Raw genomic sequence first — 13,298 nt, forward strand, 5'->3', positions numbered from 1 at the left:
TCTTCAGCCCTTCTCGATTACCAGCCCTATAGAGTACCCGATATTTTTTATCAATGGGAGGCCGCCGAGCCTGTCATTAAGATAGTGCGATCGGTGAGATAGAAACCTGACTACCGAAGTCCCCAGAATATCGAAAACCCCCAGCGGCAGTATCTGTGTGGAAAAAGTGTTCACCACTTTAAACCCGTTCCTCTCGAATAACTTTTTCCATGAACCCGGCGTATGCCTGAACATCTCTTCCATAAAACTTTTGTATGCGCCGTCCGGCCTCAACAATAACTGGTCTCTCAGCGCCGCGAGTTTATCCTGTGCGCAGGCGCTCTGAGGGCAGCCAGCGCCGCCCTGCGCGGCCGATACCGCTTTCGCATGGCCGCTCTTGAATATACGGGACAGGATCCGCTGTGCCGCATATTTATACTTCATAATGGGCGAGAAGACGCGCTCCATAAAATTTGGCACCACCATTATAATACGGCCATCGTCAGTCAGCACCCGGTGCATTTCCATAAGGGCTTTATCCTTATTCTTCACGTACTGCAGCGCGTACTCCGAGAATATGAGGCGGAACGATCCGTCCTTGAAGGGCAGCGTTTCAGCTGAACCCCCGGTGACATGCACATTTATGCTATTCAATCTCTTCACAAGCTCATTAGCGGCCCCTATGCCCATCGAATGGCTCACAGGATCCTTGAGCGGCAAATCGAACGCCTCCACCCTCTTCGCCTTCTCGGACAGGAGCAAAGCCGTAAAACCGTTACCGCATCCTATCTCCAATACCGAATCGGCATCGCCGCATCCGGAAAAACGAAGTATCGTCCTTAACTCTCTCGCCTTGGATTCGAAATAGTCATGCCACGGCTGAAGGTCGGAAGCCTCCGCCTTAGCCTTATAGAGCGTATCATCTATCCACTTATCGCTTATCATGGTGCCGCTCTTCTCGCATATCTAAAATATCCATCCAGACAACGCTCTCCCCGGACATCTGCAGCGCTTTGACATTGGACCATATATTACGACGATGCTTCGGCACGTCCCAGTCATGAAGCGGAAATACAAAGGACAGGCCTTCATCCTTATTCTTGTCCAGATATCGCGACAGGTGCCCTTTCATAATAGGAGCGGGCATAATCGGCCCGAATACGCTCTCTATCTCGACTATATTCTTCGAAGGGGGAAGTATAAATTGCCTGCCATGCTCCGGAATGACCCCATCGTCCAGGTATCTCCCGCCGAAGGTATTGAGCTTCCCTTTCCTCACGGACAGATCCACTAATATGCCCGCGCGCTCCAGCTCAAGCACTATATCTTCCGTCAGGAACCACCATCCCCCTATATATATTTTCGGAGCGATACCCATATCTTTGAGCCAGCCGGTCTCGGCCCTGATCTGAGCCCTTACAACATCTTTATCATAATTATCGCCGGATACTTGAGTCGGCCCATTCCGGCCCTCTAGATAAAAATGTCCGTGATACCCTATATCCGCGAATTTCGCAATATCGGCAATCCTCCGTCCTATAAGCTCCTGCGGCATCCCGATCCTGTCGATAGCGATCTTGACCGCCGGACAATGAGGTGTGCTGACACAGACAGCTATCTTTTTTCCGGTGAGATTAGTAAAATCTCTTGAGAACCCGAGAAGCGTTCCGGAGATCTTCTCGTCATACAGCATCTCCGTATGTATGCAAAAATTTATTCGCGCGGGCGCCTGCCGGTGTGGAAGCCCTGGGTCCTTGAGATACCACCCGGCCTTGGTGAACTTATCCAGTAAAATCTCTTTGATCCCGGCCATATCTATTTATCCTGAAATGTTTTCGAACGCGCGACCGCCCGTATAACGCCGGGGCCCCTTGAGGAGACAACGTCCGTCCATCCGCTCTGCTCAAGCTCGTCCTTCAGAAAATTGTCGTTGTATAGCTTTATATGCTTGTCGTCTCCGATATCCTCGATATCCATATCTTCCAAGAGCTCGGCCACCCAGTCCGATTCTTCGCTGGGGGTCTCGACCACTATATTTCGCGCCAATGCCGATAACTTTTTCAATATGGCATCGCTCTTCTCCATGTGTTCTATGGCGTGCACCATGACAGCGACGTCGAAGGGCTCTTCGAATTCAAGATCCAGTACATCGCCTGTTATGAACTCGACGTTCTTCAGTCCCCTGACATCTTTATCGATATTCTCTATATAGTTCTTATCGATATCTACGCCCACTACGCTGCGCGCCTTGACAGCAACGATACCGGACAGATGGCCCTCTGCGCATCCCACATCCAGCACCCTGTCGCCCGGCTTTATCTGCGACAATATGAATTCATCTATACCGCCCCTGTACTTGACAACCGCCGGCCCGTAGTATTTGCATGCGAGCCGCCATGTCACCGTTCGAAGCACATAGGTCAGGTAAGAATAAAATCTTAATACGGCCCTCTTCGGCAGTATCGCATAAAATAGATCCGCGGAACGGCAGATAAAACTCTTTAATGCCCTCCAGAAAATACCGATTCTCTTTTTACGCTCCGGCATGATCTATGCCCTCGCCCTGTCAATAAGTGAATCGAAAATACCGGCAAGTTCCCCCGCCCTGAGCTTTCGGGACAGATTTCGTATCTCCGTCTCCTTCCCATCGTATCGCACATTGCCATTTCGTGTAAATTCATCATACAGGCCGGCCAGCGCAGAGCGCAGATCTTCCCCTGTATCTGCCGTCAGGCCGCAGGATGTCTTTCGGATCAGTTCGTCCACTATGCTTCCCTTTCTGGCCAATGCCAGTATGGGCCTGCGCGATCCTATGTAGTCGTAAAGTTTCGCCGAATACCAGCCCTCGCCGCCTCTTCCCTGCCACTGGACGAAGAGAAGCGCATCGGCCGACCTCTGCGCCTCCAGAGATTCCCGGTAACCGAGCTTTCCCATGTCTCTGACTATCCCGCTTAAATTATACGATACGGCCATTCCCTCTATGTCGGGCTTATCATAGCCAAGGACATGAAACCTGACATCCATCTTTCTGCCGTCTATACGGCCCTCCGCCATAAGATCCCTCATCGTCTTAAAGAGAAGATCCAAAGGCTGTTTGTCACGGTGAAGTTTTCCCGTATATGTTATGGTGAACTTATCGTTCGACTTATATGTGAACGGCTTAAAGTCCTCCTCATCGAATGCATTCTCAACGACCTTCACTTTACCGGGAGGACCCCCTATGGATCGGCGAAGCGTCTCTGCCCATGGCTCCGAAACGGTGATCACGGCATCGGCGTCCTTCAGAACGCGCCTTTCGATCGACTTCAGAACCATCTTCTTTATCATGGGCCTTTGCCTGAAGTGGTCCTCCGCCCAGAGGTCTCTCAGGTCCGCTACCCACGGTATGCCGAACATCTTTTTCAATCTTCTTCCTATCAGATGCGCCGTCTCGGGCGGCGAGGTGCTAAAGATCATATCCACATGTTCGGCGGCGATGATCTTTCCGCCCTCTTCGATGCCAAACTTGTGCCATCCTATCTGGTCGTCCGGCATCAGTATGAGCTCGCGTAATAGAGACGGCCTGCGCGAGCATCCGGCCGGAGTTTCGGCTCTTGCAGCGGACGGAGCGCCGCATGCGCATCCATTCCGCCTGAAAGGCGACAGCTTTCTGATCTCTTCGATCGGATCCCTGTAATCGGTCCTGAATACACGCACATCAGGTAGAGATATCGTATCATTATTGCCGGTGCTCGATCCGGACTTCGCGGTCAACACAAGAGGCTGCCAGCCATACGCAGGAAGGTACTTGGCGAACTTAAGCGCCCTGACCAGCCCCACGCCTTCCATCGGCGGCCATACGTACGAGATGATCAGCACCTTTTTATCATTCACCGGCATCGACCTCTGACATGGTAAGGCGTTTTAGATCGAGAAAATACCGTTTTTGCGGCAGGGGCTTCTCTTGAACTGTCCGGCTGTCGCCGCTGACTCCCCATTTACCGTCGGGCAGCCTTGTAAAATATATCCCGCGCCTCAGATTAATGCTGTCGACGCTTGTCCTGTAATTTTTCCTGTACGATACGGACTGCTTCAGCCTTTTGAAAAAGTTCCGATAATCGTACCTCAGGATCAGCAGCCATTTTTTGATCTTAAACAGGATCGGATGCATATCCGGCTCATTGTAGCTTCCGCTTCTTATATTCAGGATGCGCCTGGCCTTTATGCGTTCTTTCAACGGGAAATCTTTGGTCTCGTAAGCGATGCTGCCGTACCGCGTGCCTATCGACGAGATGTTATAAGCGTCGGCAAGCATCACGGCGTTGTCCTTCGCCCATCGTTCGATCCCTGTACCGGTGAAGGGCACGCAAGAAGCGTACGCCAGGAGATCGAGATCCAGCTTCCTCGCGTTTTCAAACGACCTCAATGTCTTTTTGAAGGTATCGCCCGGGAGCCCCATAAGCATATATCCGAAGATCTCTATATTATGTTTCTTCATCAGCGCGATCCCTTTCCGGATCTGCTCTATGGTCTCGCCTTTATTGATCTTCTTAAAGACATCCTCTTCAAGCGTCTCTATACCGACCCATATGCGCCGGCAGTTCGCGTCCTTAAGGCTCTGCATCAGGCCCTCCGTCATCCTGTCGGCCCTGAATCCCTGTACGACCCACGGCATATCGAGTTTCTCTTCCACTAAAAGCCTGCAGAATTTTTCCACGCGGCCTATATCGACATTGAACGACGCGTCGCATACATGGAACATCTTCGCTCCATATCGCTCCTTTGCCGCCCTGATCTCCTTTATGATATTCTCCGGAGAGCGCGCCCTCCACTTCTTCCCTAAGTGCGAGAAACAGAATACGCAGCCATACGGACAGCCGCGGGTGGTAACGATAGGATAGACATCCATCTTGTCGACGCCGAATACGCCGTAATCGGGGAATTCGATCGAGTCGAGATCGCCTATGAATTCCCTGGGAGGATTGATCGTGATATCCCGCCCGTTCCGCCAGGCCAGGCCCTTGACGGGACCGAGTGCTGCCTTTTTGTCCAAGGCATTCAGCAGTTCTACAAGCGTCAGCTCGCCTTCGCCTATGACTGCAATGTCGGCTTCCGGGATAAGCTCGAGCGCCTTGCCCTTAAGCGCGGACACCTCGGGGCCGCCCAATATCACGGTGCCCTTAAAATATTTTTTCATCTCTTTCACGTAGGCCTTCACGTTGTTGAAGCTCATATTGGTGACCGATATCCCTATCGCGTCCGGTTTGAAGGCATCCACCGCGTCCCTGATGGACTTGAGCGGCTCATCCACCCGAATATTGACAAAATCCAGAACGCTGACGATATGGCCGCGCCTCAGGGCGCTGGTCGCGCAATACGCTATACCGATATTGAGCCCCGTCGATTCCTTGTCACCCATCGGATCTATGAAAAGTATCTTCATCACGCCGCTCCTTTTGCAGAATATTTAGGGTTATAGTATCTGTTGAACCGGTGCAGCACCTCTATCTCCCAGGGGAAAGCGAAGAACTTTGTCTTTAGCCTTGCTTTGCTTATCCTGTAAAATATCTCTTTTCCGAAAGTCCGTATCATATTGGATCCCTTGGAATGTGTCAATAGCTTGCCGTATTTATCTATCCTGTAGAAGAGCGTCTTCGTATCTTTATCCGCCCATGGAAGCCAGCTGAGGTGCATCTTTCCGGTGAACGTGTCGAAGGTATCGTAATCCGCCATATTCGCCGGCAGGTTGAACCCGTTCTCGATCGCAAGCTGGTAGAGATACGATCCCGGATACGGTATGAATGTCTGGAACGTCACGACTATGTCGGAAAATATTTCCGACAACGTAACTCCGAGGTCCACTGTCTGCCATATCTCATCCATGGTTTCCGTAGGAAAACCTATTATCATCGCGGCCGTTACGGATATATTCGGAAACTTCGACAGGAGCTTGAACTGTTTCAATATGAGTTCGCGCGTCAGCCCCTTATTGATCAGCTCCAGGACACGGCTCGATCCCGACTCCACCCCCACGAATATCCGCCTCACCCCCAGCGCCTCCAGGCGCCTCAATATCGGTTCCGTCAATACCTCGAGCCGTATCATGCACGATGTGGCCACCACATCCATCTCTTTCAACTTCTCAAGGATATTGAATGCCCTGTCCATATCAACAAAGAAGTTGTCATCATGAAATTGTATCGCCCTTATATTATGATGTCTCCTGAGATACCCTATCTTGTCTATAACGTATTCCGGCGAATGCTTGCGCCATCTCCTGTCATTGAACTTCAGGTTATAGCAGAAACTGCAGTTATAGGGACAGCCCCTCGATGCGACGAAATCCACCTGCCTTCTGCCGTCGGGCAGGACCGTGACGCATTTCTCAAAATCATTCTCGAGGCTCCAGTCAGGTTCGTATTTATCGAGCTCACCTATGAACGGCCTCCTCGAATCTATGACAAATTTACCGTTCTCTTTATATCCTATGCCCCTGACGCCTTTCAGCTCTTTACCCTGCGCCAGGCAACCCGCCAGCTCCGCCACCATCTCCTCGCCCTCGCCCATTGCGACTATGTCCACGCAATCTTCTTTGAGGCAGTCCTCCGGCAGAAGGGTCGGATGGACGCCGCCCCAGACTATGGTCACATCTTTGTCGCGAGCCTTGATGGCCTTCGATATTTCATAGCTATATTTTGTCTGGGCCCCCGTGAGAGTGGATATCCCGACGAAGAGCGGCTGCATGGCCGTTATCTCATCCGCCGCGGTGCCTATATCCTCTTTAAAAATGTTAAAGAGGCGCACGTCATACCCGGATTTTTTAAGCGTGCTTCCGAGATAGATGAGCCCGAGCGGGTGTATGACCACGTCCGACTCGATACGCACGAGGGCCACGATCTTATTATTTTTAATTTTCTTCTCCATGATCCTACGCTCCGATACGGATGCCTTTATTGTCGGGACAGACCTTGCAGGGATCCGGGATCCGGCAATTATCCTTAGACAGGAAGGCCCTCCGCATATCTTTAAAGAAAGCGTTGTTCCAGACATTTTCGTCTTTGTAGCTGCCATGCCCGGACATATTGAGCAGCATCATCGAACAGCTGGAGACGTTGCCGTCCCCGTCGAACCTTATCTGGGAAAAATGCGTTTCGCAGTTATTTTCGCTCATATTCCTATCGACCAATAGCGGCGGAGTAAGCTTCCTCCTGATGGCGGCAGGATAGGACGCGAATATGGCTCTCATCTCGTCGATAACCTTCTTATCGGCCATAAGGGACCTCTCCTCGGCCCTGAGGCCGTCATAAGGGGCCGACAGGAAGTTGCAGAAGAAAGAGTGGTCGGCGCCCAGCGCAATACTGACATCCACCATATAGGGAATGAATTTGTAGTTATGCCTATCGATTATATATGACAACTTTACCTTCACACTTGAAGACCTCCGCCTCTTCTCTTCGACCAGCATCCTGACGGAGTCGTAAATCTCCTGATAGGTTTCCGGGCCCATGCCGGTCATACGGCTGAACTCTTCCGAATTGTGCCCGTTTATGCTTATAGTGATGCCGTCCAGGGCCGAATTCAATATATTATCGATATTCTTCCGGATCATCGTGCCGTTGGAGAAGGTCTTTACGGTCATCTTCTTGAGCGCCGCGTAATCGACCATCTTGAAAAAATCCTTGTTCAGAAGCGGCTCGCCGGAACCTATTATATGCACCGTCGCAGCGTTCTTGAATCGGTTTATGATCTCCTTGAACCTTGCCAGGTCCATATCCTTTATGGACTGCTGGGCGTGGGCGTAGTCGCCGGGGACGCGCCCCGAATGCGTCGGACACATGTCACAGGAGAGCGTGCAACGGCCGGTCGCCACTATGGAGATGGTGACGGGATCGTAATGCAGCATCTCCTTCTTCCCTGAAAGAAGGTACCGTAAGTAATTGCTCTTTTGGGCCAGGGTATGAGGGGCCAGGACCATGTTGATCATATCTCTTGCGATACTCATATCACACCGCGCTTCTTATCTTCTCGGCCGCCATCCGGTTCTTTAACCGTTTCCGCAGGTTTGAGATGAATTTATTGTTAACGATATGCTCATAGACTATGCCGCTGGCGTATATGCGCGCCAGGGCCGAGGCCGTGCGGGGCCCGAGCCCCATATCCCGGAATTTCCGGTACGCGTTATTCCTGGAATACGCGCGCCTCGTCCTCTTAATATGCCCCGAAGTCGAGCGGTAAGCGTAATCGAACGCCTTCTTCCTGAGCTCGTAGGGAAATTCCGGCGTCGACAAAAAAGGCGTATTCCTGCGCTGCGATCCGTCATTGAGGTATTCCTCGGGGCTCCTCAGCAGATATCCGGACTTTTTGACGGACTCGAAAAGCTCCGTGCGCGGATAAGGAAGTATATGATAGAAGCTGGCTATCATGACAGGATACTTGGTTGCCAGGCTGACAGTCTTCTCGAAATCCTTCCACGTCTCACCCGGGGCGCCGATCAGAAAATAGAGTTCGACTATATAACCGAGATCGCAGGCCGTCTTAATGGCCTCTTCCATGGTCTTCACGGTGGAACTCTTCTTAAGGCTCTTGAGTATCCCGTCGTCGCCGGACTCCACGCCGAGCCCTATCATCCTGAACCCGACCTCCTTCATGCGTTTCAGTATCTTATGGTCTATCTTATCGGCCCTGACGCCGTTATCGCACATCAGGTACAGGCCCTTTAATCTACGCCGTTCGATCTCATCGCATACCTGATACACCCTCTCTTGAACCAATGTGAAATTATCGTCCCGAAAACTGAACTCGCGGCGGCCAAGATTATAATGGTATTCGAGCTCATCGGCCACGCTCTTCGCGGAACGCGTAACGAACCTTCTTCCTATGGCAAGCTGAACGGGACAATAGGTGCACTCGAAAGGGCATCCGCGCGAAGAGAAAAGGGATATCAGCGACGAATAATCGGTTTTGTCGAATTTCTCATACTTCGGATACGGCAGGCTGTCCAGATCCTGCAGGAATGGCCTGTCGCCGTTATAGACTATCCTGCTGCCGTCTCTATGTATCAACCCCTTTATCCCGGCGATATCTCCGTCTCCGGCCAGTTCCACAAGAGCGTGCTCGCCCTCTATCACTATGCCGTAATCTATGGCAGGGCAATCTCTCAGCACCTCTTCGCGCATAGTGGAGACATGCGCTCCGCCGGCAACGATCCGTATCTCCGGAAAGAGCGCCTTGACGCGCCCGAGCATGCCGTAATTATATTTATAATTCAGGCTCATCATGCTGAGGCCGAATAGATTCGGCTTGAAGCGCCTTATCTTGTCGAAGAGCCCCTTCTCGGTATTCTTCGCTACGTTCAGATCGAATACGTCATTCTCGATGCCATTTGCCGTAAGGAATTCGGACAGATATCCTATTCCCGCCGGAAGGACGTTCGAAAAGACGGAATCGTATTTGGCCTGGGCCAATAATATATTTTTAAATCTCATAGCCTCTTCCGCAGCAAGACGCTGATCTCGCTGCCCTGTTTCAAAATGGACGGCGTAAGCCTGTCCATTAAAAAGAATATTGCGGCGCTCACCTTGCCGAAACAGGCTTCGATCGCGTTTCGCGAGGGGCGCTCGATGGAATCATTAAAACAATAAGGACATAGGGCCCCTTCGGCGCTGTACACCTTGCCGAGCTTCCGGGCCGCACGGACAACGGCCGAGGGCCTGGCATCCCGTCTCTTTCCGAATACCTTCATGTTTACGATATCGAACTCCGCTTTTGGAAAGAGGCGGTTTATCAATTTCTCGTTCACCGCCCTTATGTGGCCGTAAACATTGAATTCTCTATTGCACTTGTTGCAAAGCGCGACCGGCCAATCGATAGCGTCCTTGAACGGGCTGTTTATCAATATATATTTACGCGATACTCTTTTAAGCTCGGAAACGCTCTCGTCGAAATACTCATCTTTGAGATGCTCAAGGATATCGGCGGCCAGGACAAGGTCGAACTGACGGTCCTTAAAAGGGATGTTCTTAGCGTCGGCAACGCAGACGCGTGGATCCTTGAGCCTGCCGACAAGTTCGGGTGACAGGTCGATCCCGAAGCACCTGACACCGTTTTTCCTCTTAAGCTCCCCGAAGATGAACCCGCCGCCGAGGCCCACATCCAGGATCGCCCTCGCATCTTCCGGTATCGCGCCGACTATGTTGCGTAAACGCTCCTCATCGAAACTGTCTGCCGGCGACGGATGGACGAACCTCTCCACCCACTCCTTGCGGCTGTAGATATTATCGCCCATCGATAAACTTCCTGAGCCATAGCTCCAGGTTCACCCAGCTCCATATCGTGAAATGACCACTTTCGCCGGCTCCGCCTTTTCCGGACATAAAATCATCCAGCTTCCTCTGGACCCTTGCCTGATTAAAATAGGGGCGCTTCTTGAATGAATCGGAATTGATTATGCCGTATACCTTCGTTTTGAGGTCCGTCCTGAACCATTTTTCGAGCGGAGTCGCGAACCCCATCTTATCGGTGCGCGTCCTTACCTCTTCGGGCAGGATCCCTTTCATGGACCGTCTCAACATATATTTGGTGATCCCGTCCCGTATCTTGTATTCGGGACCGAGAGAGAAAGCGTATTCCACAAGGCGGTAATCTAAAAACGGCGAGCGCGACTCGACCGAATGGGCCATGCTGGAGCGGTCGTCGATATGGAGAAGCGACGGAAGCGGCGATATCTTGAGCGCATTATAAAGATCGTTGTTCAATATACTGCCGAACCGCTTCTCGGTAAACACCCGGTTTGTGTTGTGACCTGCGAAGTCCTTATCGAGATATGCCGGGGCGCCCTGGGCGTTAAAGCGCTTCAAAATATTCTTGACGCCCTGCGGCGCGATATGGGAAGCCATGATCTTAAAGACCTTGCCCGCCACCAGCGCGTCGTCGCCCTTTAGTTCCCGGTATCGCCTGATCTCATTTTGGGCGGCGCCCCATTTACCCGAAGCTACGAGATCGGCTAGGAGATAGAAATAGTACTTATGGTATCCGCCCAGCACCTCATCGCCGCCCTGGCCGGTCAAGAGCACCTTGACTCCCTTCTGATGAGCGAGCTTCATGACATACCACTGCGGGAATATGCTCAGGGTGCTGTACGGCTCCTCCTGGTGCCACATGATCTCTTCCATCTCATCGAACAGGTTCTCGGGCCTCGTGAATATGAAGTTGGCCTTTGCCTTTGTCTTATCCAGCACCTGCGCTATGTATTCCCGCTCGTCATACTCCGCTTCGTCGAAACAGGATGAGAATGCTTCGATGGCGCCGCCTTTTAGCAGCCTAGCGGAGACGCATGCGATCGACGATGAATCGAGGCCGCCGCTCAAACTGACTCCGAGAGGGACGTCGCTGCGCAGCCTGAGCTTTATGGAGTCCTCGAACAGATCCCGAAAGTTCTCATAGGCTTCCTCTTCATTGTTAAGGCGCAGCTTCTTGTGCGGAGCGAGGTTCCAGTAGCGCTTCTGCGAAAATTGCCGCCCTCCGTCGAGAGGTACGGTCGCGTAGTGTGCCTGCTTGAGCTGCCTGATGCCCTTAAAGAACGTCTCGTCGGATATATCCATATATCCGTACCCTGAGGCGAGATAATTGAAGACGGTGCTATCGTTCGGCTGCCTTCTTACCTTCGGATGACAAAGTAACGACTTTATCTCGGACGCGAATATGAATATATCCTTATCGAGATGATAGTAAAACGGCTTTACGCCGAATCTGTCCCTTGCGCAAAATAACACTCTCTTATTCAGGTCCAGTATCGCAAAGGCCCACATACCGTTGAAGCGCGACAGGCAATCCTCTCCCCACTCCTCGTATGCGTGTAGGATGACTTCCGTATCGCTTCTGGATCTGAAGGCATGCCCAAGGCCGGCAAGCTCGTCTTTAAGCTCAAGATAGTTATATATCTCGCCGTTATGCACTATGAAGAGGCGCGAGTCCTCATTATGCATCGGCTGGCCCGCGTCTTTCGAAAGGTCGATGATGGAAAGGCGCACGTGCCCAAGCCCCACATGGCCGTTCACGTAAAGGCCACTATCGTCGGGACCGCGGTGGCGCTCGGAGCATATCATCTTTTCGATTATGCCGCCGTCCAGAGGCGATTTATCCAGATTTATAATGCCTGCTATACCGCACATGATTTTTTAGAGTAGAACTCCTCTATTTTACTCACGATGTATCCGCGCTCTTGGGCCGTCATCTCCGGATAAACGGCTATCGCGAATGTCGTATTGCATGCGCCTTCGGATTCGGGGAGATCGCCCTTCTTATAGCCGAGGCCCCTGTAACATTCCTGCAGATGAAGCGGAACCGGATAGTACGTCCTCGTCTCAATTCCGCTGTCTATCAGGAATTTCATGAGCTTTTCGAGGCCGTCTTTGACGCGCAGCACGTATTGATGATATGTATGCACATTATGATCCGGCACATACGGCAAAGCGATCGGCAGACCTTTTAACTCTTCGCTGTAATGCGCGGCGTTATTTCTCCTGGCTTCAAGCCAGCCGTCGAGACGCCTGAGCTTCACCCTCAATACGGCGGCCTGCAGGTTATCGAGTCGGGAATTCATCCCTATCTCGGAATGGATATATCTCCGGGCGCTGCCGTGTACTCTCAGCATCCCGATCCTCTCCGCGATCTCCTTATCATCGGTGACTACCATACCGGCGTCACCGAACGCGCCAAGGTTCTTGCTGGGGAAGAAGCTGAGCGTCCCGATATCTCCGATCGAACCGGCCTTCCTGCCCTTATACGTAGCGCCTATGGCCTGAGCCGTATCCTCTATGACCTTCAATTTGTATTTCCCGGCGATGACCATTATCGGGTCCATATCGGCGCACTGCCCGTAAAGATGGACAGGGATGATCACCTTTGTCCGGGAAGTTATGGCCTTCTCTATCGATCGCGGATCAATATTATAAGTCCTGGGCTCAATATCGACAAATACCGGTTTCGCGCCGAGGAGCGATGCCGCCTCCGCGGTGGCAAAAAATGTGAATGGCGTGGTTATCACCTCATCGCCGGGGCCGATATCCAGCGCCCTGAGGGCCAATATCAGCGCATCCGTTCCGGACGCCACACCGACAGCATATTTTGAGCCGCAATATTCGGCAATCTCTTTCTCCAAGAGACGACCTTCCTCGCCCAATATAAAGTCCTGCCTCTCTATGACCTTTTTCAGGACCTCCTCTACCTCTGACTTGATGGACCTATATTGCCCTTTAAGGTCCAGTAACGGAATCTTCACTTTCTTACTCTCCTTTGTTCATTAATTGTCCGGTATTACTGTCGGATACTGCCCGTTTTGC

The 13,298-nt window shown here is 51.9% G+C and carries 11 protein-coding genes; all 11 read right to left on the reverse strand.

Annotated elements, in window-relative coordinates; all coding sequences use genetic code 11:
• Window positions 1–3 precede the first annotated feature (3 nt).
• From NTY76_02630 to NTY76_02680, 11 genes are read right to left on the reverse strand one after another with little or no spacing between them, the layout of a single operon-like run.
• Entirely contained in the window at window positions 4–924 is a 921-nt protein-coding gene (locus NTY76_02630) for a class I SAM-dependent methyltransferase (GenBank protein ID MCX5677984.1), read from the reverse strand.
• Window positions 911–1,792, reverse strand: coding sequence for a hypothetical protein (locus NTY76_02635; GenBank protein ID MCX5677985.1), 882 nt, complete (start codon window positions 1,790–1,792; stop codon window positions 911–913). The genes NTY76_02630 and NTY76_02635 overlap by 14 nt, the downstream gene beginning before the upstream one ends.
• Before the next feature lie 2 nt (window positions 1,793–1,794).
• A complete protein-coding gene (locus NTY76_02640; protein ID MCX5677986.1) occupies window positions 1,795–2,526 on the reverse strand; it encodes a class I SAM-dependent methyltransferase in 732 nt (243 codons plus the stop codon).
• Between the two features lie 3 nt (window positions 2,527–2,529).
• Window positions 2,530–3,852 carry a glycosyltransferase gene (locus tag NTY76_02645; protein MCX5677987.1) on the reverse strand — a complete coding sequence of 441 codons (1,323 nt, stop codon included), beginning with the start codon at window positions 3,850–3,852 and terminating at the stop codon, window positions 2,530–2,532.
• Complete coding sequence (locus NTY76_02650; protein ID MCX5677988.1) at window positions 3,845–5,401, reverse strand: radical SAM protein; 1,557 nt, start codon at window positions 5,399–5,401, stop codon at window positions 3,845–3,847. Before NTY76_02650 ends, NTY76_02645 begins: the two co-directional genes overlap by 8 nt.
• Window positions 5,401–6,882, reverse strand: coding sequence for a radical SAM protein (locus NTY76_02655; protein MCX5677989.1), 1,482 nt, complete (start codon window positions 6,880–6,882; stop codon window positions 5,401–5,403). Before NTY76_02655 ends, NTY76_02650 begins: the two co-directional genes overlap by 1 nt.
• A gap of 4 nt (window positions 6,883–6,886) precedes the next feature.
• A complete protein-coding gene (locus NTY76_02660; GenBank protein ID MCX5677990.1) occupies window positions 6,887–7,960 on the reverse strand; it encodes a radical SAM protein in 1,074 nt (357 codons plus the stop codon).
• A gap of 1 nt (window position 7,961) precedes the next feature.
• Window positions 7,962–9,443, reverse strand: coding sequence for a radical SAM protein (locus tag NTY76_02665; protein MCX5677991.1), 1,482 nt, complete (start codon window positions 9,441–9,443; stop codon window positions 7,962–7,964).
• On the reverse strand, window positions 9,440–10,243 hold the full coding sequence (locus NTY76_02670; protein ID MCX5677992.1) for a class I SAM-dependent methyltransferase: 804 nt from the start codon (window positions 10,241–10,243) through the stop codon (window positions 9,440–9,442). The genes NTY76_02665 and NTY76_02670 overlap by 4 nt, the downstream gene beginning before the upstream one ends.
• Window positions 10,233–12,128, reverse strand: a complete 1,896-nt coding sequence (gene asnB, locus NTY76_02675; protein MCX5677993.1) for an asparagine synthase (glutamine-hydrolyzing) — start codon at window positions 12,126–12,128, stop codon at window positions 10,233–10,235. Before asnB ends, NTY76_02670 begins: the two co-directional genes overlap by 11 nt.
• Complete coding sequence (locus tag NTY76_02680) at window positions 12,116–13,237, reverse strand: DegT/DnrJ/EryC1/StrS family aminotransferase (protein ID MCX5677994.1); 1,122 nt, start codon at window positions 13,235–13,237, stop codon at window positions 12,116–12,118. The genes asnB and NTY76_02680 overlap by 13 nt, the downstream gene beginning before the upstream one ends.
• Window positions 13,238–13,298 lie beyond the last annotated feature (61 nt).

It is taken from the genome of Candidatus Omnitrophota bacterium (assembly GCA_026387175.1).
Lineage (GTDB): Bacteria > Omnitrophota > Gorgyraeia > 2-01-FULL-45-10 > 2-01-FULL-45-10 > CAIMPC01.

What these genes read in the sequence shown, in the direction of transcription:
- NTY76_02635 (MCX5677985.1), bottom strand. Translation starts at nt 1,792, where the DNA reads ATGGCCGGGATCAAAGAGATTTTACTGGATAAGTTCACCAAGGCCGGG.
- NTY76_02630 (MCX5677984.1), bottom strand. Translation starts at nt 924, where the DNA reads ATGATAAGCGATAAGTGGATAGATGATACGCTCTATAAGGCTAAGGCG.
- NTY76_02650 (MCX5677988.1), bottom strand. Translation starts at nt 5,401, where the DNA reads ATGAAGATACTTTTCATAGATCCGATGGGTGACAAGGAATCGACGGGG.
- NTY76_02660 (MCX5677990.1), bottom strand. Translation starts at nt 7,960, where the DNA reads ATGAGTATCGCAAGAGATATGATCAACATGGTCCTGGCCCCTCATACC.
- asnB (MCX5677993.1), bottom strand. Translation starts at nt 12,128, where the DNA reads ATGTGCGGTATAGCAGGCATTATAAATCTGGATAAATCGCCTCTGGAC.
- NTY76_02655 (MCX5677989.1), bottom strand. Translation starts at nt 6,882, where the DNA reads ATGGAGAAGAAAATTAAAAATAATAAGATCGTGGCCCTCGTGCGTATC.
- NTY76_02670 (MCX5677992.1), bottom strand. Translation starts at nt 10,243, where the DNA reads ATGGGCGATAATATCTACAGCCGCAAGGAGTGGGTGGAGAGGTTCGTC.
- NTY76_02665 (MCX5677991.1), bottom strand. Translation starts at nt 9,443, where the DNA reads ATGAGATTTAAAAATATATTATTGGCCCAGGCCAAATACGATTCCGTC.
- NTY76_02640 (MCX5677986.1), bottom strand. Translation starts at nt 2,526, where the DNA reads ATGCCGGAGCGTAAAAAGAGAATCGGTATTTTCTGGAGGGCATTAAAG.